Source organism: Citrobacter sp. TBCP-5362, assembly GCF_005406305.1.
Taxonomy (GTDB): domain Bacteria; phylum Pseudomonadota; class Gammaproteobacteria; order Enterobacterales; family Enterobacteriaceae; genus Citrobacter_B; species Citrobacter_B koseri.
Map to the genome: position 1 here is coordinate 4,364,430 of NZ_CP040234.1, position 20,533 is coordinate 4,384,962.

The 20,533-nt window shown below is 54.2% G+C and carries 21 protein-coding genes; 9 read left to right on the forward strand and 12 right to left on the reverse strand.

What is annotated here, in order from left to right:
* Positions 1-63: 63 nt before the first annotated feature.
* On the reverse strand, positions 64-735 hold the full coding sequence (gene yiiM, locus FD428_RS20715; protein ID WP_058668378.1) for a 6-hydroxyaminopurine reductase: 672 nt from the start codon (positions 733-735) through the stop codon (positions 64-66).
* A 153-nt stretch (positions 736-888) separates the two neighbouring features.
* On the opposite strand from yiiM, the gene FD428_RS20720 reads away from it, so the two are divergent.
* Complete coding sequence (locus FD428_RS20720; RefSeq protein WP_024130663.1) at positions 889-1,779, forward strand: dihydrodipicolinate synthase family protein; 891 nt, start codon at positions 889-891, stop codon at positions 1,777-1,779.
* Positions 1,780-1,831: 52 nt separating this feature from the next.
* Here FD428_RS20720 and kdgT read toward each other — a convergent pair whose 3' ends face one another.
* The gene (gene kdgT / locus FD428_RS20725; protein WP_012133890.1) at positions 1,832-2,815 is read right to left on the reverse strand and encodes a 2-keto-3-deoxygluconate transporter; all 984 of its coding nucleotides are present in this window, start codon (positions 2,813-2,815) and stop codon (positions 1,832-1,834) included.
* Between the two features lie 341 nt (positions 2,816-3,156).
* Positions 3,157-3,777, reverse strand: coding sequence for a superoxide dismutase [Mn] (sodA, locus tag FD428_RS20730; protein ID WP_024130664.1), 621 nt, complete (start codon positions 3,775-3,777; stop codon positions 3,157-3,159).
* Between the two features lie 288 nt (positions 3,778-4,065).
* Here sodA and rhaT point away from each other — a divergent pair, with 288 nt between their 5' ends.
* Complete coding sequence (gene rhaT, locus FD428_RS20735; protein ID WP_049009553.1) at positions 4,066-5,100, forward strand: L-rhamnose/proton symporter RhaT; 1,035 nt, start codon at positions 4,066-4,068, stop codon at positions 5,098-5,100.
* Here the strand turns inward: rhaT and rhaR are convergent.
* On the reverse strand, positions 5,097-5,945 hold the full coding sequence (gene rhaR / locus FD428_RS20740; RefSeq protein ID WP_047459845.1) for an HTH-type transcriptional activator RhaR: 849 nt from the start codon (positions 5,943-5,945) through the stop codon (positions 5,097-5,099). The genes rhaT and rhaR overlap by 4 nt on opposite strands.
* A gap of 153 nt (positions 5,946-6,098) precedes the next feature.
* On the reverse strand, positions 6,099-6,935 hold the full coding sequence (gene rhaS / locus FD428_RS20745) for an HTH-type transcriptional activator RhaS (RefSeq protein WP_012133897.1): 837 nt from the start codon (positions 6,933-6,935) through the stop codon (positions 6,099-6,101).
* 300 nt (positions 6,936-7,235) lie between these two features.
* On the opposite strand from rhaS, the gene rhaB reads away from it, so the two are divergent.
* The 5 genes from rhaB to rhaM all read left to right on the forward strand — a co-directional run bounded on the left by rhaB (position 7,236) and on the right by rhaM (position 12,512).
* Positions 7,236-8,705, forward strand: a complete 1,470-nt coding sequence (rhaB, locus tag FD428_RS20750) for a rhamnulokinase (protein ID WP_060815951.1) — start codon at positions 7,236-7,238, stop codon at positions 8,703-8,705.
* Entirely contained in the window at positions 8,702-9,961 is a 1,260-nt protein-coding gene (gene rhaA, locus FD428_RS20755; protein ID WP_012133900.1) for an L-rhamnose isomerase, read from the forward strand. Before rhaB ends, rhaA begins: the two co-directional genes overlap by 4 nt.
* A gap of 143 nt (positions 9,962-10,104) precedes the next feature.
* A complete protein-coding gene (gene rhaD / locus FD428_RS20760) occupies positions 10,105-10,932 on the forward strand; it encodes a rhamnulose-1-phosphate aldolase (protein ID WP_012133901.1) in 828 nt (275 codons plus the stop codon).
* Positions 10,933-11,052: 120 nt separating this feature from the next.
* The gene (gene fucO, locus FD428_RS20770) at positions 11,053-12,201 is read left to right on the forward strand and encodes a lactaldehyde reductase (protein WP_114848734.1); all 1,149 of its coding nucleotides are present in this window, start codon (positions 11,053-11,055) and stop codon (positions 12,199-12,201) included.
* Complete coding sequence (rhaM, locus tag FD428_RS20775; RefSeq protein ID WP_012133904.1) at positions 12,198-12,512, forward strand: L-rhamnose mutarotase; 315 nt, start codon at positions 12,198-12,200, stop codon at positions 12,510-12,512. The genes fucO and rhaM overlap by 4 nt, the downstream gene beginning before the upstream one ends.
* A gap of 138 nt (positions 12,513-12,650) precedes the next feature.
* Here the strand turns inward: rhaM and FD428_RS20780 are convergent, their stop codons facing one another.
* A complete protein-coding gene (locus FD428_RS20780) occupies positions 12,651-13,199 on the reverse strand; it encodes a helix-turn-helix domain-containing protein (RefSeq protein ID WP_012133905.1) in 549 nt (182 codons plus the stop codon).
* Positions 13,200-13,300: 101 nt separating this feature from the next.
* Between FD428_RS20780 and FD428_RS20785 the strand changes: the two genes are divergently transcribed.
* Both FD428_RS20785 and FD428_RS20790 read left to right on the forward strand, forming a co-directional pair.
* On the forward strand, positions 13,301-13,960 hold the full coding sequence (locus tag FD428_RS20785) for an AzlC family ABC transporter permease (protein ID WP_047459858.1): 660 nt from the start codon (positions 13,301-13,303) through the stop codon (positions 13,958-13,960).
* Positions 13,960-14,283, forward strand: a complete 324-nt coding sequence (locus FD428_RS20790; RefSeq protein ID WP_012133907.1) for an AzlD domain-containing protein — start codon at positions 13,960-13,962, stop codon at positions 14,281-14,283. The genes FD428_RS20785 and FD428_RS20790 overlap by 1 nt, the downstream gene beginning before the upstream one ends.
* A gap of 88 nt (positions 14,284-14,371) precedes the next feature.
* On the opposite strand, the gene FD428_RS20795 is transcribed toward FD428_RS20790, so the two are convergent.
* From FD428_RS20795 to FD428_RS20820, 6 genes are all read right to left on the reverse strand, one after another.
* Positions 14,372-14,584 (reverse strand): YdgH/BhsA/McbA-like domain containing protein, encoded by a 213-nt coding sequence (locus FD428_RS20795; protein ID WP_012133908.1) that lies wholly within the window; start codon positions 14,582-14,584, stop codon positions 14,372-14,374.
* Positions 14,585-14,712: 128 nt separating this feature from the next.
* Entirely contained in the window at positions 14,713-15,465 is a 753-nt protein-coding gene (gene fdhD, locus FD428_RS20800; protein ID WP_313851955.1) for a formate dehydrogenase accessory sulfurtransferase FdhD, read from the reverse strand.
* Positions 15,466-15,681: 216 nt separating this feature from the next.
* Complete coding sequence (locus tag FD428_RS20805) at positions 15,682-16,293, reverse strand: hypothetical protein (protein WP_114848732.1); 612 nt, start codon at positions 16,291-16,293, stop codon at positions 15,682-15,684.
* Positions 16,293-18,716: a fimbrial biogenesis outer membrane usher protein gene (locus tag FD428_RS20810; RefSeq protein ID WP_112001480.1), complete on the reverse strand. Its 2,424-nt coding sequence runs from the start codon at positions 18,714-18,716 to the stop codon at positions 16,293-16,295. The genes FD428_RS20805 and FD428_RS20810 overlap by 1 nt, the downstream gene beginning before the upstream one ends.
* A 36-nt stretch (positions 18,717-18,752) precedes the next feature.
* Entirely contained in the window at positions 18,753-19,436 is a 684-nt protein-coding gene (locus FD428_RS20815) for a fimbria/pilus chaperone family protein (RefSeq protein ID WP_114848731.1), read from the reverse strand.
* A gap of 73 nt (positions 19,437-19,509) precedes the next feature.
* Positions 19,510-20,217, reverse strand: a complete 708-nt coding sequence (locus FD428_RS20820; protein ID WP_047459869.1) for a DUF1120 domain-containing protein — start codon at positions 20,215-20,217, stop codon at positions 19,510-19,512.
* Between the last annotated feature and the right edge of the window lie 316 nt (positions 20,218-20,533).

The following is a 20,533-nucleotide window of genomic DNA, read 5'->3' on the forward strand; positions in this document are numbered from 1 at the left end:
CTTATCCGGCCTACGGAACCGTACGTTGTAGGACCGATAAGCGTAGCGCCATCGGGCGTTACATCATCCACGTAAACGTCGTGACTGATCTTCAATTTTGCCGCTCAAACGGCGCTTCTGCATCGTTCTGGTCCAGCTTTTCGATAACCCCGCCGCCGACAGCAAACGATGATACTGGCCGTCGTCGAACGGCATATGCCAGGCTATCGCAATCGCCTCCTGTACGCTCACATCACTGACGCGCGACGCCAGAATTAACGGCGCATCCGCCGATACCTGCCCCGGCGCGATAACGCTGTACAGCCAGCCGGTTTTCCCGGCGTTCTGCATCTGCGTCGCCATATCGCTAATGCCGAAATGGAAGTTGAGCTTAAAGCACGGCGAACGTGGCTGAGTCACCTGAATCAGCGCCTCTCCCCACTGAAAAATATCGCCGATAAAAACATTTTGCTCGGTCAGACCGTCGGTCGAAAGGTTTTCGCCAAACGCGGGCGCGACAAACAGATCCGCCTGCGCCGGGAATTGACGCGCCCAGTGCAGATAGTGTTCACGGGGATAATGGCACAGCGCGCGATCGGGCCCACCGTGAATTTTTGTCTCTGCCTGCTCATCACCGGCAAGGCCCAGATCGCTAAGCATCAGCTCGCCATCAACCTGGATTTTCGCAATGGCGCTGGGACGACTTCCCGCATAGTCCCGAATTTTGCCCGTAAACACCTCGACCGGATATCGCATCAGCTTCCCTCTCCCGACAAATAATCCTCATTAGAGCATATTTATTTTGTCTCAGCCGCTCAAAATGAGAGCCGGGTTCACATGATGCGCCAGCAGACGTGCTATCAATTAAAGTGATTTTGAAACGCCATTTCATAATAAGGAGTCAACAACGTGACAGTACAATCGCAGTTTGCTGGCGTCTGGTGTCCTTCCATTACGCCGATGGACAATGACGGAAAAGTCGATCTTAACGGCCTGAGCCAGCATCTCAAACGCCTTACCGAAGCCAACATTGATGTTATTTTGCTGATGGGCAGCATTGGCGAATTTGCGTCTTTCACGCTGGAAGAGCGGCTGATGCTGATCCGCGAGGCCCGCGCGATGAGTTCGCTGAAGATGGTTGCCAATGTCTCCTCCACCTGCACCGGCGACATCCTGCTTATGGCGCAGGAAGCGTACCGCGTCGGGTACGATGCGGTGATGATTCTGCCACCGTATTACTACGGGCAGACGTCGAAGCAGCTTCTGAGCTACTTCCGCCAGCTTGGCAACGCCCTGAGCGGCAAATGGTTCGCCTACAATTTCCCGGCACGCACCGGCTGCGATTTAACGCCGGATCTGGTGGCGACCCTTGCCGCCGAATTCCCGAATTTTGCCGGGATTAAAGATACCGTCGACTGCCAGTCCCATACCCGCAGCATGATTCAGACCACCCGCGCGGTACGCGACGATTTTGCCGTGCTCTCCGGCTATGACGAGTATTACATCCCCAACCTGCTGGCGGGCGGCGCAGGCATTATTTCCGGCTTAAACAACGTGATGCCGGAGCTGTTTGTCAGCGCGCGGGAGGCGTTTAAGCAGGGTGATTTGCAAACGTTGCGCGATATCCAGGAGAAAATCGGCACGTTTATGTCCATTTACGCGATTGGCGAGGATTTTGTAACCACGATTAAAACCGTGGTATCGCGTAAGTTCGGCTATTGTACCGGCGTGTCGCGTAATGCGGGAGGAGAACTGAACGAGCACGAGCGTCGCACAATTGATGAGGTGTTTGGCCGTTAATTCTGACCGGAAGCGCCGGATGAGGCATAAGCCGTCATCCGGCAAAACGGGTTTATTTCACCGTACCGCGAATATCGATTTCCGCCGCTCTGGCCTTCACCTTCCGCGACCAGACTGAGGTAATGATCGGCACCAGAATCGAAGTCACGATAACCGATGTGGCAACCAGCGAGGTCGCGGCGGGCGCCATTGGTTTAAACGCCGGAACCATCTCTGCGATCAGCACGGGCGTGGCTACTGCGGCGCCCGCAGAACTTGAGGCGGCAATACCTGCCGTACCGTCACCGCCGCCGATAAACTTGTCAGCGATGATTAACGGGATGCCGGTGATAATAATGACCGCCACACCCAGTAGAATCCCCAGCACGCCCGTCTGTGCAATCACGCTCAAATCAATGGTGTTGCCCAGCGCGAAGGCGAAGAACGGAATCAGCGTCTGTACCGCTTTGCTGAAGAATTCCCGCAGTTCCGGGTCGAGATTCCCCAGCGCGAAACCAATCAGGAACGGCAATACCGCCCCCACAAATACATGCGGTTCAAACGAGGCAATCCCGGCGGTTCCCAGAATAACCATCGTCATCAGCGGCCCTGACTCCAGCGACATCAGGACAAATGCCCCGGCCTCTTCTTTGGTGCCGTACTGCTGCATGATGGAGGCGTACAGCCCACCGTTGGTCATGTCCATAGAGGCCACCAGCGCCAGCGTCGACAGCCCGGCGAAGAAGCCCGCTTCCACCCCATGTTCCGGGATAACGCGTGACGCAATAGCGGCCACCACCCAGGCAACCGCAATTTTGGTCACCACCAGCGTCCCGGATTTACGCAGCACGGTGCCTGTGGCGCTCAGTTTGATCGACGCGCCCATACAAAAGAACCAGACCGCCAGAATCGGCACCGTACCGGTGATCATACCGTTTGTGAATGAGCCGAAGTATTTCCCTGCACCTGGCGCGAAGGTGTGGCATAGCGCGCCGAGGAACAACGGAACGAGCATCATGCCACCCGGGACTTTTTCTATCGTGCGTTTAATCTGCATTTCCTTCACCTGTAGACATAAAAACGGGCAATTTTTATGGGCGAATGCACCTTACTTTGAGGCACACCCGCGTTGATGAAGAAACGATAGACATTCATTCGAACAATAAAAGTGATCCCAACCACATAACAAAACTATGTTTCATTTTTTATGGATTGATGTTTTTAATTTGACGTAAGTCACACCAGGCAAGCCCAAAAGCGCCTAAAAGAAAGCCCCCGCAGGTTATGCCTGCGGGGGCTGAATCTAATGCCGGATGGCGGCTAACGCCTTATCCAGCCTACAAATCGACAAATCCTCTTCGTAGGCCTGATAAGCGCAGCGCCATCAGGCAAAAAGACTTATTTTTTCGCCGCGAAACGCGCAGCAGCTTCGTCCCAGTTCACCACGTTCCAGAACTCTTTGATGTAGTCCGGGCGACGGTTCTGGAATTTCAGGTAGTAAGCGTGTTCCCATACGTCCAGACCCAGGATTGGGAAACCGGAAACGCCGGAAATGGCCTCGCCCATCAGCGGGGAGTCCTGGTTAGCGGTAGAGACAACCGCCAGTTTGTCGCCCTGCAACACCAGCCAGGCCCAACCGGAACCGAAACGCGTTGCCGCCGCTTTTTCAAACTCCGCTTTGAAGTTATCAACGGAACCGAAATCACGTTCGATAGCCGCTTTCAGGTCGCCCTGCAAAGCGGTGCCTTTTTTCAGGCCTTTCCAGAACAGGCTGTGGTTAGCGTGGCCGCCCGCGTTGTTGCGCAGTACGGTTTTTTTGTCCGCCGGAAGCTGATCCAGTTTGGTGATCAGTTCTTCAACCGGCAGGTTCGCGAATTCAGGCAGGTTTTCCAGCGCCGCGTTAGCGTTGTTGACATAAGTTTGATGGTGTTTGGTATGGTGGATTTCCATCGTCTGCTTATCGAAGTGCGGTTCCAGCGCATCATAAGCGTACGGCAGGGATGGCAGTGTATAACTCATAATCATCTCCATTATTGTCGAGCGGCTGAAGTGTTAATGCCGCGTAAGCAGTTGGTTCATTATAGTTAATTAAATGATATTGAAAATGCTTATCAATGCCGTAGTTTTAATAAGGATATAACTTTTCATTATGTTCTTGAATATGTGAGCCAAATCACCCGTATAACGTGCTGGTTGCCAGGAAGGAAGAAATGTCGGCAATCCTCAAAAGGTTAATCAACTGCGCAATTTTTACACTCATCAGGTCGGGAGGGTCACACCGGCAATAAAAACGATGAGGATTAAGTCATGAGTAACGCGATTACGATGGGTATCTTTTGGCATTTGATAGGTGCGGCCAGTGCAGCCTGTTTTTATGCCCCGTTCAAACAAGTTAAACAATGGTCCTGGGAAACCATGTGGTCAATCGGTGGGATTGTCTCCTGGCTTATCCTGCCCTGGACCATCAGCGCCCTGCTGCTCCCGGATTTCTGGGCCTATTACAGTTCCTTCAACCTCTCCACCCTGTTGCCCGTATTTCTGTTCGGCGCAATGTGGGGCATCGGTAATATTAACTACGGCCTGACCATGCGCTATCTCGGCATGTCGATGGGGATCGGCATCGCGATTGGTATTACGCTGATCGTCGGCACCCTGATGACCCCCATCATCAATGGAAACTTTGATGTGCTGATCAATACCGAAGGCGGACGAATGACGCTGCTGGGCGTCCTGGTGGCGCTGATCGGCGTTGGCATCGTCACCCGCGCCGGGCAGTTAAAAGAGCGCAAAATGGGGATCACCGCCGAGGAGTTCAACCTGAAAAAAGGTCTGCTGCTGGCGGTGATGTGCGGTATTTTCTCCGCCGGGATGTCCTTTGCGATGAACGCCGCCAAACCGATGCATGAAGCCGCCGCCGCGCTCGGCGTCGATCCGCTGTATGTCGCTCTGCCAAGCTACGTGGTCATCATGGGCGGCGGCGCGCTGATCAACCTGGGCTTCTGTTTCATTCGTCTGGCAAAAGTGAAAAACTTGTCGATAAAAGCCGACTTCTCGCTGGCAAAATCGATGATCATCACCAATATCCTGCTGTCCGCGCTGGGTGGCCTGATGTGGTATTTGCAGTTCTTTTTCTACGCCTGGGGCCACGCTCGCATTCCGCCGCAGTATGACTACATCAGCTGGATGCTGCACATGAGCTTCTACGTGCTGTGCGGTGGGATTGTGGGTCTGGTGCTGAAAGAGTGGAAAAACGCGGGTCGTCGTCCTGTCAGCGTTCTCAGTCTGGGTTGCGTGGTCATTATTATCGCCGCCAACATCGTCGGCATGGGAATGGCAAGCTAATCGTTTTGCGTACTGTGATGACGCCACTGGCTGGGCGTCATCCCGGTTTCCCGCGTAAACACCACCGAAAAGTAGTTACTGTCCTCAAAGCCGCACTGCATTGAAATCTCACTGATCATCAGGCGGCTGTGCTGAAGCAAATACTGCGCATGGCAGATGCGGATCTGGCGAAGATACTGGTTGATGGTCATCCCGGTCTGTGAGCGAAACTGCTGTCGCAGCACCCGCTCGCTGCACTGCTCCTGGTCGCAAAACGCGTCCAGCGCAAAGGGGCGCTCCAGGCTTCCGGCCAGCGCGGTAATCAATTTATCCAGCAACGTTTCGCTCGCTCTGGTCGGGAGATCATCGGTGGCATAGCGATGTCTTTTCAGCGTCATCACCAGCTGACCAAATAGCAGCTCCGCCATCTCATTCGCCAGCGGATCGCCCTGATTGCTCTCATGTTCAAGCTGGCTGATAACCTGCCGCGCCTGATTCATCCCCACGCTGCCCAGCCGCCAGTGCGGGCGCCGTTCACTGCCGTTAAAGCCCGGAATGGCGCTTTCCCAGCCAAGATTCAGGGTCAACCGCTCCGGGCAGTAAATAATATTCTGCAAAACCAAATCGTTAACGGAAGTGTAGGAGTGTCTGTCCTCGGCGCGAATATAAAACAGATCGCCACGCGTGATGCGGTAAGGGCGATCGTTGAGCACATGCAAACCGTTGCCGCGCCAGACCAGCACCAGTTCACAAAACTCGTGTGTATGTTCCGCGAACACATTTTGCGGATAGCGATCGGCAACCGCGACAGCCTGGCCGTCATTCGCAAAAAAGTCTTTTTTCAGAAGGACTAACTGATTTGCCACCGCAGCACCTCACGTTGAATGCTTGCCGGATGGCGCTACGCTTATCTGGCCTACAGATCGCCGCCGTAGGCCGGATAAGACGAAGCCGCCATCCGGCATTGAAGGGGACGATTATCAGCAAATTGGCGACAAAAAACGGTGATAGCTTTCGCGTTACTGTAGCAATGCGTCCCGCCCCTGGCGAATATCCCTGGGCGACCAGTCAAATTCCCGGCGAAACAGCGTCGAAAAATGGTTACTGTCGCCAAAACCGCAGCGATACGCGATATCTGTGACACTTTCATCACTGTGACGCAGCAGGTGGCGAGCCTTGATAAGCCGCAGACGGTTAAGATAGCGCTGCGGCGTCAGGCCGGTCTGTTGTTTGAGCTGACGGTGCAGCGTGCGCAGCGAGAGCGAAAACTTGTCGGCTATCGATTCCCAGCACACCTCTTCAGCAAAATGATCCTCCAGCCAGGCCAGCAACTGATTCAGCCGCGCATCGTTATTGGCCGCCCCTTCCATCAGACTGCTTTTACGCAGCAGCACCAGCAACTGCATAAACAGAATTTCACGGTTGGCGACCGCAGGCGTGTCCATCTCGTCTCCGGCGTTTTCCATCTGCGCCACCAGTTGCCGCACCTGCTGCAACGCGCTCTGATTCACGCGCCAGTGTGACGGGTACTGCCCATCCTGTTCCTGCGGCAAGAGCTGGTTCAGCCCCGCCAGAAACTGAAACGCGTCCGGCGAGCGATAGAGCACATTCGTCAGACACAGGTTGTCGGTGTGTTCATACAGATGTCTGTCATGATCGCGAACAAAGCAGACCGTACCGCCGCTAATGGTGTAGGGCTGCCCATTGAACACATGAATGCCAGTGCCATGTTCAACAATCACAATCTCATGAAAATCATGATGATGTTCAGGAAAAGCGGACTGAGGAAGCCGGGGTTCAATGGCCACGGGCGCTTTACCTGACGGAAAAAAATCCACGCTATGCAGTACGGTCATGATGGCTTCCTGATATGAGAAACATGTCAGAAATAGTAATTAAGGGTTACTACCCTCACCTTAAATTTTTAACGCCAAAGCGCGCAAACCCGGTCGTTTTTTCAAGAAAGGACGGGAAAGATCAGGAAATGCGGACGCCGTCACATCCGGCCAATTCACGCTGATAAACGGAAATTGTGAACGCTATCACGTTCACCTTTGCCTCCTTGCCAGCGGCCAATTTAACCTGTCAGTAACAGGAAGGTACGCCTTCCTGGGGGTTCTTAGACTGAGTGCAATGAAACTCAGAAGGACTTCACCATGACTTTTCGCCATTGTGTCGCTGTCGATCTCGGGGCATCCAGCGGGCGCGTAATGCTGGCGCGTTACGACAGTGAACAACACGCCCTGACGCTGCGTGAAATCCACCGTTTCGCGAACTGTTTGCAAAAAACAGACGGGTTCGACGCCTGGGATATCGACAGCCTGGAAAATGAAATTCGCCTTGGACTGGAGAAAGTCTGCGATGAAGGTATCCGTATTGACAGCATCGGCATTGATACCTGGGGCGTGGACTATGTGCTGCTCGACAAGCACGGCCAGCGCGTCGGTCTGCCCGTATCTTATCGCGACAACCGTACCACGGGGGTGATGCAGCAGGCGCTGGCGCAGCTCGGTAAGCATGATATCTATCGCCGCAGCGGCATTCAGTTTCTGCCGTTCAATACGCTGTATCAGCTCCGCGCGCTGGTTGAACAACAGCCTGAACTTATCCCGCAGGTGGCGCATGCCCTGCTGATCCCCGACTATTTCAGTTTCCGCCTGACGGGCGAAATGAACTGGGAATACACCAACGCCACCACCACGCAGCTCGTCAATATCAACAGCGATGACTGGGACGATGCCCTGCTGGACTGGACCGGCGCCAACAAAGCCTGGTTTGGCAGACCTACCCATCCGGGCAACGTGATCGGCTACTGGATCTGCCCACAGAAAAATCAGATTCCGGTGGTCGCTGTCGCCAGTCACGACACCGCCAGCGCGGTGATCGCCTCTCCGCTGGCCGATAAAAACAGCGCTTATCTCTCTTCCGGCACCTGGTCGTTGATGGGCTTCGAGAGCAGAACGCCTTACACCGATGACGCGGCGCTGGCGGCGAACATCACCAATGAAGGCGGCGCAGAAGGCCGCTACCGGGTGCTGAAAAACATCATGGGACTCTGGCTGCTTCAGCGCGTACTGAAAGAGCGCCAGATTACCGACCTGCCCACGCTGATCGCCGAGACCCAGTCGCTTCCGGCCTGCCGTTTCCTGATAAACCCGAATGACGATCGCTTTATCAACCCCGCCGATATGAGCGCGGAGATTCAGGCGGCCTGCCGTGAATCCGGCCAGCCGGAACCCACCCGTAACGCCGAACTGGCACGCTGCATTTTCGACAGTCTGGCGCTGCTGTATGCCGATGTGTTGCAGGAGCTGGCGAACCTGCGTGGTGAAGCCTTTAGCCAGCTGCACATCGTCGGCGGAGGTTGCCAGAACGCCCTGCTGAACCAGCTGTGCGCTGATGCCTGCGGCATTCGCGTGATGGCCGGGCCGATTGAGGCTTCCACCCTCGGCAATATCGGCATCCAGCTCATGACGCTGGACGAACTGAACAACGTTGACGACTTCCGTCAGGTGGTGAGAACCAACTACGACCTGACGACCTTTACCCCAAATCCTGACAGTGAAATTGCCCGCCACGTTGCGCAGTTTCAATCAAAACGACAGACAAAGGAGCTTTGCGCATGACCACTCAACTTGAACAAGCCTGGGAACTGGCGAAACAACGTTTTGCTGCGGTAGGTATTGATGTCGAGGAGGCGTTACGCCAGCTCGATCGTCTGCCGGTATCGATGCACTGCTGGCAGGGCGATGACGTCGCCGGATTCGAAAACCCGGAAGGATCGCTCACCGGCGGTATTCAGGCCACCGGTAACTATCCCGGTAAAGCACGTAGCGCCAGCGAGCTGCGTGCCGACCTGGAACAGGCGCTAAGCCTGATCCCGGGGCCAAAACGCCTGAACTTACACGCAATCTATCTGGAGTCTGACACGCCGGTGTCCCGCGACCAGATCAAGCCGGAGCACTTCAAAAACTGGGTGGAATGGGCAAAAGCGAACCAGTTAGGGCTGGACTTCAACCCCTCCTGCTTTTCTCACCCGCTGAGCGCTGACGGCTTTACCCTGGCGCACGCGGACGACAACATTCGCCAGTTCTGGATTGACCACTGCAAGGCCAGCCGCCGCGTATCCGCGTACTTCGGTGAGCAACTGGGCACGCCGTCGGTGATGAACATCTGGGTCCCGGATGGCATGAAAGACATCACCGTTGACCGCTTAGCGCCGCGCCAACGCCTGCTGGAGGCGCTGGACGAGGTGATCAGCGAAAAACTGAATCCGGCGCATCACATCGACGCCGTGGAAAGCAAACTGTTCGGTATTGGCGCGGAAAGCTATACCGTCGGCTCCAACGAGTTCTACATGGGCTACGCCACCAGCCGCCAGACCGCTCTGTGCCTCGACGCGGGCCACTTCCATCCGACCGAAGTGATTTCCGACAAGATTTCCGCCGCCATGCTGTATGTGCCGCGCCTGCTGCTGCACGTCAGCCGCCCGGTGCGCTGGGACAGCGACCACGTCGTGCTGCTGGATGATGAAACCCAGGCAATTGCCAGCGAAATCGTGCGTCACAACCTGTTTGACCGCGTGCATATCGGCCTCGATTTCTTCGATGCCTCCATCAACCGTATCGCCGCGTGGGTTATCGGCACGCGCAATATGAAGAAAGCGCTGCTGCGCGCGCTGCTGGAACCAACCGGGCAACTGCGTCAGTTAGAAGCCAGCGGCGATTACACCGCCCGCCTGGCGCTGCTGGAAGAGCAGAAATCCCTGCCGTGGCAAGCCGTCTGGGAAATGTATTGCCAGCGTCACGACACGCCAGCCGGCAGCCAGTGGCTGGAAAGCGTCCGTGCCTATGAAAAAGAGATTCTGAGCAAACGTAGCTAACCGCGACGCCTGACTTGTAGGCCGGATAAGACGTTCCGCGTCGCCATCCGGCAATAAATGAAACACGATTGCCGGATGGCGCTGCGCTTATCCGGCCTACGTAAGACCCGATAACGTTCGGGCAATAAATGGGAACACCGAACATGCAGAACATTACCCACTCCTGGTTTGTCCAGGGAATGATCAAAGCCACCTCCGACGCCTGGCTGAAGGGCTGGGACGAACGCAACGGCGGCAACCTGACGCTGCGTCTGGATGAGGCGGATATCGCGCCGTTTACCGACGATTTCCACCAGGAACCACGCTATATCGCGCTGAGTCAGCCAATGCCGCTGCTGGCGAACACGCCGTTTATCGTCACCGGCTCCGGCAAATTCTTCCGCAACGTGCAGCTCGATCCGGCAGCGAATTTAGGCGTGGTGAAAGTGGACAGCGACGGCGCGGGCTACCACATTCTGTGGGGGCTGAATCATGAGGCGGTTCCAACCTCCGAGCTGCCGGCTCACTTCCTCTCCCACTGCGAGCGCATTAACGCCACCGACGGTAAAGACCGCGTGATTATGCATTGCCACGCCACCAACCTGATCGCGCTGACCTACGTGCTGGAAAACAACACGCCGCTTTTCACCCGCAAACTGTGGGAAGGCAGCACCGAGTGCCTGGTGGTGTTCCCGGACGGCGTCGGCATTCTGCCGTGGATGGTGCCGGGCACCGATGAGATCGGTCAGGCCACCGCGCAGGAAATGCAGAAGCACTCGCTGGTGCTGTGGCCCTTCCACGGCGTGTTCGGCAGCGGCCCGACGCTGGATGAAACATTCGGCCTGATCGATACCGCCGAGAAGTCTGCGGAGGTGCTGGTCAAAATCTATTCGATGGGCGGTATGAAGCAAACCATCACGCGTGAAGAACTGGTAGCGCTTGGCAAACGCTTTGGCGTAACCCCGCTTGCCAGCGCATTAGCGTTGTACTGATTCTTCCCGCAATCCAATGCCGGATGGCGGCTTCGCCTTATCGGGCCTACGAAGCCGTAGGCCCGATAAGCGCAGCGTCATCGGGCAATAGGGTAACGGTCAATCTTAAGGAGAATATTCATGAGCTTCATGTTGGCACTTCCCAAAATTAGCCTGCATGGCGCAGGCGCAATCGGCGATATGGTTAACCTCGTCGCGAACAAGCAATGGGGTAAAGCGCTGGTCGTCACTGATGGGCAACTGGTAAAACTGGGCCTGCTGGACAGCCTGTTTGCCGCGCTTGACGCGCATCAGATGTCATACCATCTTTTCGACGAGGTTTTCCCGAACCCCACTGAAGAACTGGTGCAAAAAGGGTATTCGGCATATCAGGACGCGCAGTGTGATTACATCATCGCCTTCGGCGGCGGCAGCCCGATCGATACCGCCAAAGCGGTCAAAATTCTGACGGCGAACCCTGGCCCCTCTACCGCCTATTCTGGCGTCGGCAAAGTCAAAAACGCGGGCGTTCCACTGGTGGCGATTAATACCACCGCCGGTACGGCAGCGGAAATGACCAGCAATGCCGTCATTATCGACTCCGCGCGCCAGGTCAAAGAGGTCATCATCGACCCGAATATCATCCCTGATATCGCGGTGGACGACGCCAGCGTTATGCTGGACATCCCGCCATCCGTCACTGCCGCCACCGGCATGGATGCGCTGACCCACGCCATTGAGGCCTATGTCTCGGTTGGCGCGCATCCGCTTACCGACGCCAATGCGCTGGAAGCCATTCGGCTGATTAACCTGTGGCTGCCGAAAGCGGTTGATGACGGCCACAACCTCGAAGCGCGTGAGCAGATGGCGTTTGGCCAGTATCTGGCAGGTATGGCGTTCAACAGCGCTGGCCTTGGTCTGGTACACGCGCTGGCGCATCAGCCGGGCGCCACGCACAACCTGCCGCACGGCGTCTGTAACGCCATCCTGCTGCCGATCATTGAGAACTTTAACCGCCCGAACGCGGTCGCGCGTTTTGCCCGCGTCGCCCAGGCGATGGGCGTCGATATTCAAGGTATGAGCATTGAGGCGGCGAGTATGGAAGCGATCAATGCAATCCGCGCATTGAGCAAACGCGTCGGCATTCCTGAAGGTTTCAGCACACTGGGCGTCACGAAAGACGATATTGAAGGCTGGCTGGACAAAGCGCTGGCAGATCCGTGTGCGCCGTGCAATCCACGCACCGCCAGCCGCGATGACGTCCGCGAGTTGTATCTGGAGGCGCTATGATCCGCAAAGCGTTTGTGATGCAGGTGAATGCCGACGCACACGAGGAGTATCAGCGTCGCCATAATCCCATCTGGCCGGAGCTGGAAAGCGTATTGAAAGCGCATGGCGCGCATCACTATGCGATTTACCTCGATAAAGAACGCAACCTGTTGTTCGCGACCGTCGAGATTGAATCGGAAGAGCGCTGGAATGCCATCGCCAGTACCGACGTGTGCCAGCGTTGGTGGAAGCATATGCGCGACGTGATGCCTGCCAACCCGGATAACAGCCCGGTGAGCGCAGAGTTAAAAGAAGTGTTTTACCTGGCGTAGGCTGTCTGAAGCCAGATGGCTCAACGCCGGATGGCGACGCTAACGCGTCTTATCCGGCCTACAGGTAGCAAACGGCACAAAATTGTAGGCCGGATAAGCGCCAGTGCCATCCGGCGTCATAAACCTCATCGCGCGGAATTAATTTTGCTCGGCCACCAGGATCGCCTGCGTATCCGCTTCCAGCGCTTTAAAAATGTGCTCCTGATCGGCGGGATAACAAATATAATCGCCCTCGCCTAACTCTTCCGGCGCCTCTGTCAGCCCGACAAGCGCTTTCCCCTGCGTCACAATAATATGCTCCACCGATCCCGGCGGATGTGGATGTGAAATACGATCCGCCCCCGGCTGCGTCAGCAGCAGGTAGATATCGCGCCGCGCCCCTGGTGGACAGGCAGCCAGTAAAATAGCCTGATAGTGGGCCTGTTCCGCCACCACTTTTGTCCCTTCTCCGCGACGAATCACCTGCGTTTTTTGCGCCTGCGGCTCCAGCAGACGTGCAAAGGGAATATCCAGGGCCACGCAAAGCGCCCAGAGCGTTTCCAGGCTAGGATTTCCATTGCCCGCTTCCAGTTGCGACAGGGTAGATTTCGCAATCCCCGCACGCCGGGCGATTTCCGCCAGCGACAGGCCGGTACGCTGACGTTCGCGCACCAGGCTTTTCGCGATCACGCTAATGGGCTGTGTCATTCACGACTCCGCGTTCTTTATATCGAACGAATCGTTCGACTTGTAAATCAATTCTGTTGCGTTCATTATAATGGAAATTCGTTCGATATGGCTAAGATAGTATGAAACATCACCTCTCATGTCTCAGCGGAGACACGATAAAAGCGATATTTTTAGTGTGTCTGGCCGTTGGCGTCGTCGGGATGTCCTACGGATCGCTGGCGATGGCCTACGGCTTCCCGATTTGGGTGCCGTTTGTACTCTCCATTTTTGTCCTGGCGGGGGCGTCCGAATTTATGTTTATCGGCATTGTCGCCAGCGGCGGGAACCCACTGGCCGCCGCCGCTGCCGGTTTGCTGGTGAATGCCCGCCATATTCCATTCGGCGTAACGGTACGTGAACTGGTAGGCACCCGCGCCGCCAGCTTTCTGGGCTGCCATATCATGAATGATGAAAGCGTCGTCTTTGGTCTGTCGCAAAAAACACGGCAACAGCGCAAAGCCGCCTACTGGCTGTGCGGCGCGGGCGTCGCAATTTTTTGGCCGCTGGGCGCACTGCTTGGCGCGATGGTCGGCAAACTGCTCCCGGCACCGGAAACCATCGGTCTGGACGCGGTATTTCCCGCCATTTTATTGGCGTTAGTGATCCCGGCGTTCAGGAATCGCACCACGCTGATCCGCGCCTGTAGCGGCGCCGGGCTGTCGCTTGCCGCCGTCCCCTTCGCACCGGTCGGGTTGCCGGTACTGCTCTCTCTGCTTGGCTTACTGACGAGGAAAAAATAATGGGCAACATGACGCTGTTTATCGTCGGTATTGCTGTGTTATCGGCAGGCACCTATCTGATGCGTCTTGGCGGAGCAAAGCTCGGCAACCGGCTGGCGCTCTCCGAACGTTCTCAGGCGCTATTGTCGGATGCGGCAACGGTATTGCTGTTTTCAGTGGCGCTGGCAACCACGTTTTATGAAGGCGAACATTTTGCCGGAATGGCGAGGGTACTGGGCGTCGCGTTCGCTGTTTTCCTGGCGTGGCGCAAAATGCCGCTGATTGTGGTGATTATCGCTGCGGCGGTGGTGACAGCGCTGCTAAGGCTGGCGGGTATGCACTAAATATGAGGCATTTATCGGAATAGTAAAACAGTAAACGCAGAAACGAAAAAAGCGCCCTGAAGGCGCTCTTTCGACAGTTTTGGATCACTTATTTCAGCAGTTCAGCGGTCATATGCACGCGGTTACCGGAGTATGCGGAAGTGATTTTGTAATCACTGGCGCCAGCCTGCTGAGCCTGAGCGGCAATTTTTGCTTCTGCGCTTTCCAGAGTAGAGCCCGTCGCGGTAACAGACTGAGCGGCGAAAGAACCGAAAGAAGTAGCGAGAGCGATAACTGCGACAAAAGTTTTGATGCTTTTCATGATATAAACCCTTTAACTTAGTTGTTTAAGTAAGGCACCGTGCCTTGATGTGATAAATAATAGGCCGGTATTCGAACAACTAAAAGCGGAAGGATTTGCTATTCTTTTTCAAATTTACTGAATAAAATTCAACCTGTCATCAAACGCCGTGGATGCGTATAAATTGTCGCCTTGCCCGGCTTGCAAAAGCCCACCAGCGTCAGGTTACAGCGCTCAGCCACGTCAACCGCTAACGTGGTGGCTGCGGAGACGGCAAACAGGATTTCAACGCCGCACATCGCCGATTTCTGCACCATTTCATAGCTGGCGCGACTGGAGACCAGCACCGCGCCCTGCTGCCAGCTTTCGCCTTCCGTCGCCCGGCGCCCCAGCAGTTTATCCAGCGCGACATGGCGACCAACATCTTCATGCCCGCCGGCTAATTCACCGGACGGCATCGCCCACGCCGCCGCGTGAGTACAGCCGGTAAGCTGACCAACCGGTTGAAAATCAGACAGATGCTTCAACGCGCGATCAAGATTCGCCAGGTCAAAGGTTTGGGTAAACGGGAGCGGCGTAATGGGTTTGCCGATGTCATTCAGTTGCTCCACGCCGCAAACGCCGCAGCCGGTACGCCCGGCCAGGGCGCGACGACGTTCTTTCAGCCCCATAAAGCGGCGGCTGGAAAGCTCAATCTGCACTTCAAGGCCGTTGCAGGAAGGAACGACGTCCATGCCATAAATATCCTGCGGACATTCAATAATGCCTTCCGACAGTGAAAAACCGATCGCGAATTGCTCCAGATCTTTCGGCGTGGTCATCATCACCACATGGGAAATGCCGTTATAGACCAGCGCGACAGGAACTTCCGTCGCCAGCATATCCGGTTTTGATTGCGTCAGGCACCCGCGCGTCCAGACGGCATGAGAAACAGCGCCCTCCGGGGATGAATTTTGATGGTCAGACAAAGCAGCTTCCTGGTATGGACTCACGATAAGAGAGATTGCGTTCAGGCAGGATGAGAGCGCCTTTGCGCATTTAACTGCGGTTATTGTCCTCCATTATTTTTGTGAGGTCAAAACCGGGGCAAAACCGCCCCGGTCGGCAGGATGAGAACGCTAGTTAGCCGCGAGAGCGTCAAACGACACGGTGTAGGTTTCTTCCAGATCCTGCGTATTGCTGGTCTGGAAAGCTTTATCGGCAAGATAAGTGGTGATCATCAGTGTTGCAACCCACTGTTTTCCTGCCACTTCCTGACCGTTTACCGCAGCAGCGGACATATCCGGCAACAGCGTCATTTCCGCAGCGCCGCCCGATACCTGCGCCGCGCCCCGGGGAACCGAAGCCAACTGAACGGGAGCGTTATCGACTCTGGCATTTTTCATTTTAATCGACATCGCGCCGTTGTCAGAAAACCGCCAGGCCTGCCCCTGCCGGGCGGGGCCATCCACAAAGAGCCGAATTTTATGTTCATCAGTACAGATGACGGAGACCTGTAACTCCCGGGTGACGGAGGCATAACCGTGATACATATTCCCGGCGTATTCGGTGCTCCCCTCCCTCATATCCTCCCTGCGGAACCGCCCATAGTCGACCTGTTTTGTCGAAGATAAAATCTGACAGTCGCCTTCTTCCGCCAGTGCGGATGGCGCATTCCCACACAAGAAACCCGCCAGTAATACAGGCATAAAAACGCTAAGGTGTTTCATGGAGCCAGCTCCCTGTTTCATTAGAGACATTTCCCTTTTATCTCCTCGTAGAATTTCTGCGGATCGGCTTCCGGCAGGGTGTAGTTCAGTTTGCATCGTCCACCGTCCACCTTCGCATACAGCTGATGGCTTGCTGATATATCATTCAGGAAGATCAAACCGTCCTCTGGCGCGGAAGTGATGTATTCCCCGGCGTCGTTGACAATGGAGACGCCTTTCGGCAACGGAGTACCGTCTGCACGCATGACAGAGAGCAGCACGCGCCGCTGACTCAGCGTGGTGAATTGCCATTTCGCGACCGCCCCGTGCGATGCTTTAATCGCCGTCCGGCCATTATTGACGTCAAGATTGCCCGGAAGACTTTGGGTATTAAGTTCCAGCGTACTTTCATGGAACGGCGTCAATGACGGGACGACGGCCTGGCCCCATTTATCGGTCCAGACGGGCCCGCGCGACGTCACAATTTCGATACCGGCAACAGGCTTGTCCAGTTGGGTAATGGCATACGTGTCCGCGACCGGATACGGTGAGAAGGTCACGCCATCGTCATGCGCCACAATGCCGCCACTCAATGCGGCAGAGTAGTTCGTATTGCTGTCGTTATCGCCGCCAGCCGCCACGGACAGCGTGGTATAATGAAGATTGCTGTTGAGCGAGCTATCCCAGTCGGTAACACTTTCGTCCTGATCGCGAGACACGCCGACCGTGTATTGGTTGTCGTCATTCAGCGACCCCATCGCCCGCGTGCCATAAGAGCTTCTTCCTTCACTCTCGCGATACCACGAGTTCGTTGAAACACCGGTACGGCCTAACGGAACAGAAACGTTCACGTAGAACATATCGCGATCGCTCTCATCCCCACGACTGATATCCGATTCCCAGTTCACGCTGACGCTGAAATATTTATAGGTTTGCGACCAGGAAGAGATAATGCGGCGGCTATTATAGTCGCTGTCCCAGGCCTCATTACGGTAGTAGCCGAGCGAAAAACGCCCCAGAAGCGTATCCGACCAACTGACCGCGACGTTCGTATCGTATTTCGTTGGGGAGTAATCATCGTCGTCGCTATACAGTTCCTGCATTTCGCGATAGTCCGCCGTGCCGTAGCTGCCGCCCAGCGAAATCCCCATCCCCCAGGGTAAGGAATACCCAAGATCCAGCGTGGTTTTGTGCCCATCAGTCTGGCTACGGTTATCGATCGACCCAAGAAACCCGAGCGAGGCATATAAATTCTGTACGGGAACGGTATCCACATTGGCAGAGAAACCGTAATAGTGGTTATCCGCCATCACCATTCCGGCCATGAGATTCATACGATTATTCACTGACCAGCCATCAGACGCCGACACAATCCAGGGCTGCTCAAAATTCGTGTCCATATCTTCCGCACGCCCCACGGCCAGAGAAAAACCCGGCGCCCTGCCGACATGGTTACTACGAAACGTGCTCGCCGATACGGTAAAATGGCTCTCGCTTCCATCGGTCTCCGTCACCGTGACATTCAGGTCGGTGTTGAGGTTAGCAATGGGCACATCGGTTAAGGTAAAGGGGCCAGCGGGAACAAGCGTTGAATAGATGATCTGCCCACCCTGGCGAATATCCACGCGCGCCTGAGAATATCTGGCGATCCCCGTCACCTCGACGCCGCTCCCCTCGTTCGGCAGCAGGGTATTATCCGGCATGACTTGCACACCGTAGACCGATGGAATACTAAAGCGGCTGTTGGCAATGTTGATTTGCCCGCCCTGCACCATCACGCCATAGTCGGCAAAAGTGCGTTGCGCGTAGGTATAATACGAGTCGGTTTCTAATTCCTGGTCGCTGCCGTCGCTGACGAATTGTGTGCTGCGCACAATCCAGTCACCCGCATTAAAACCAAGTTCAAACGTTGACTGAAAGCGGTCTGAATTATCGCCGTCATATTTATAATGCGTGCCAAACATGGAGTAATTCAGCATTGCGGCATGACCACCGCGAACGTCCGCGACCTGTCGGTTATTATCTGGATCAATCGCTTCCTGCGGAACAACCAGCGACATTTCTTCTGTTTCAGGCGTAGCGCTAACGGTTGCCGTAGACCAGTATTGATGGATCAGCGGGCAGGTTTCTCTTTTTATTTTCGTGACGAGTCCTGCGCTTTCCAGAAATGCCTTATCAATACAGGGCTGCCCTTCCTCATTAAACTTAACCGACATGACACTGTGTTTTTTGCCATTAATAATAACGGTCACATTATGGACACCAGGAGTGAACCGGGACGCTAAGGAATAATAATCAGCAATCACAGGATCGAGACCATTAGATTCTAATGCATCAGTATCAAATACCGCTCTCGCCAACTCCATCGTTCCAGTAGAGGTCGGCATTATTTCCGCCCGTATACTGAAAGCGATTGCCGTCAGACAAAACACAATAATTCCTTTTTTAGCGGAACCGCGAATCATAACCACTCCATGTGTTTTACAATAAACTGAGATTAATTATTTTATTTCTGCAACAAAACTCTTCGCCTTATAGCCATAGCGCGTAGCAGGATACATTTCGATATTTTTATCCAGTGCGGATAATGTGGTCGAGGCATGGGCATTTATTGTTTCACCCGGCAGAATATAAGCCTTTGGTAAATCAGCGTGCGCGCCTGATGGCAATAATTTTACTTTCTGCTCCAGACGGATAACATAAGGCGTTTTATTTTCCACGCTGAGTTTTCCGCCGCGCATATGCCACTGGAGATCTTTCCTCGGCTCCATATTCACGTCTAAACCCGAAGGATGAATAATGACGGGAAGGTTTTGGCTAAAGACCACTTTAACTTTGTTTTTATCCCGTTGCGGGATGGTCGTAAAAATAACGCGCTTCAAATGCTCTACTTTTAACGGCTCCGCGCTATTTTTAAGAACGAATCGCACACGTTGCGTCTTACCGGCATCAACACGCGTAACGGGTTGCGTGACAATCAGACCAGGCTGCGGATCGTCTGGAAGATTGACGATTTTGGTATACAAGAGCTGGGCATCAGCATCGGTGTTTTTGACATCCATACTGCCGCCTTGCTCTTCTTCATTAATCAGCAGCAGCGACGTGTCGGGCACCATCCCGGCAGCCAGACAGTTAAATGACGCCAATAAACAGGCGCAGATTAATGTTTTCTTGAAGGAAAGCATAATATTAGTCCATTAATATTCATAACTGCTCCCCATAGTAATATGGGGAGCATCTACGATACGTGCAGTGTAATTACAGATATACCAGCTCTACGGTGGTTAAGCCGTCAAGCGTCGCTTCATCGGTAATTTGCAGATCGTCTGTCGGGTTGATAATCGCGGACACACCGACGTTAAAGTTGACTTTTGTTTGCGGTTCTGGCGCATCAGCCGAGCTTTTACCAAAGCTGTAAACCTCGCTGTTATTATTTATAATCTGCATATAGCTGTTGCCTGCTTTTGTTCCCCAGGTAGTGCCGTCATTTGCTGAGAAATAGGCAATCAGGTTATCGCCATTGCCGTTAGTCAGCGTTCCTGAATCAATCTGAATACCCAGCGCATATGCCCCAATTTTCTGGCTACCGTACAGCCCCAGGCCAAAAAGATAATTAGCAGAAGAAATGAAATCAGTCGATGCGAAATTAATGGCATAACCGGTGGTCGGTACAGAAGCGCTATGCATATCAGTAAAAGAAACGCCGACACGCGTATCTTCTTCACAGGTAATGGCGACTGGCACGGTTTTAATGTCAGGCAGTGCGGTTGGCGCAGTTGAATTTAATGACGCCACTTTGATGGTGCCAAAATCAGCGATACCGCCGCCGCTTGGGAATGACGGAATACAGGAAGCAGGAACAATTTTCCCTGATACTTTAATATCAACGCTCGGTGCCGCCATAACGGAAGAAGCCGTCAGCGCCAGCACAGACACCATCAGGCTTTTTTTAAAAAAAACATTCATTTTTATTTCCTTATAAAAGAAGCCACTTTATATAATGATGACCTCTGCATATTTCAAAAAATTGACATGACACCAACATACAATATTGGTTGGCGAAATTTATCATTTGTCAAAAAACCATACAATCGAAAGATTATTTTTAAGAATTTATTCCAGGCAAATCCTCAAAGGAAATCCTTATATACATTCACCAAACATATATAAAGATTCATATAAAAGATTAAATCCCGTTATTGTATAAATAATAAATATTATCTACCGCCAGAAAAGTCGATCCATCCAGAACTACCGATAAAGAATGCTGATACCTCATCTC

Coding starts and splice junctions, on each gene's coding strand:
- rhaA (WP_012133900.1), top strand. CDS start 8,702: ATGACCACTCAACTTGAACAAGCCTGGGAACTGGCGAAACAACGTTTT.
- FD428_RS20785 (WP_047459858.1), top strand. CDS start 13,301: ATGAAACATCACCTCTCATGTCTCAGCGGAGACACGATAAAAGCGATA.
- FD428_RS20815 (WP_114848731.1), bottom strand. CDS start 19,436: ATGCTTTCCTTCAAGAAAACATTAATCTGCGCCTGTTTATTGGCGTCA.
- FD428_RS20820 (WP_047459869.1), bottom strand. CDS start 20,217: ATGAATGTTTTTTTTAAAAAAAGCCTGATGGTGTCTGTGCTGGCGCTG.
- kdgT (WP_012133890.1), bottom strand. CDS start 2,815: ATGCAGATTAAACGCACGATAGAAAAAGTCCCGGGTGGCATGATGCTC.
- yiiM (WP_058668378.1), bottom strand. CDS start 735: ATGCGATATCCGGTCGAGGTGTTTACGGGCAAAATTCGGGACTATGCG.
- rhaT (WP_049009553.1), top strand. CDS start 4,066: ATGAGTAACGCGATTACGATGGGTATCTTTTGGCATTTGATAGGTGCG.
- FD428_RS20810 (WP_112001480.1), bottom strand. CDS start 18,716: ATGATTCGCGGTTCCGCTAAAAAAGGAATTATTGTGTTTTGTCTGACG.
- FD428_RS20790 (WP_012133907.1), top strand. CDS start 13,960: ATGGGCAACATGACGCTGTTTATCGTCGGTATTGCTGTGTTATCGGCA.
- fucO (WP_114848734.1), top strand. CDS start 11,053: ATGAGCTTCATGTTGGCACTTCCCAAAATTAGCCTGCATGGCGCAGGC.
- rhaB (WP_060815951.1), top strand. CDS start 7,236: ATGACTTTTCGCCATTGTGTCGCTGTCGATCTCGGGGCATCCAGCGGG.
- rhaD (WP_012133901.1), top strand. CDS start 10,105: ATGCAGAACATTACCCACTCCTGGTTTGTCCAGGGAATGATCAAAGCC.
- sodA (WP_024130664.1), bottom strand. CDS start 3,777: ATGAGTTATACACTGCCATCCCTGCCGTACGCTTATGATGCGCTGGAA.
- FD428_RS20795 (WP_012133908.1), bottom strand. CDS start 14,584: ATGAAAAGCATCAAAACTTTTGTCGCAGTTATCGCTCTCGCTACTTCT.
- FD428_RS20805 (WP_114848732.1), bottom strand. CDS start 16,293: ATGAAACAGGGAGCTGGCTCCATGAAACACCTTAGCGTTTTTATGCCT.
- rhaS (WP_012133897.1), bottom strand. CDS start 6,935: ATGACCGTACTGCATAGCGTGGATTTTTTTCCGTCAGGTAAAGCGCCC.
- FD428_RS20780 (WP_012133905.1), bottom strand. CDS start 13,199: ATGACACAGCCCATTAGCGTGATCGCGAAAAGCCTGGTGCGCGAACGT.
- rhaM (WP_012133904.1), top strand. CDS start 12,198: ATGATCCGCAAAGCGTTTGTGATGCAGGTGAATGCCGACGCACACGAG.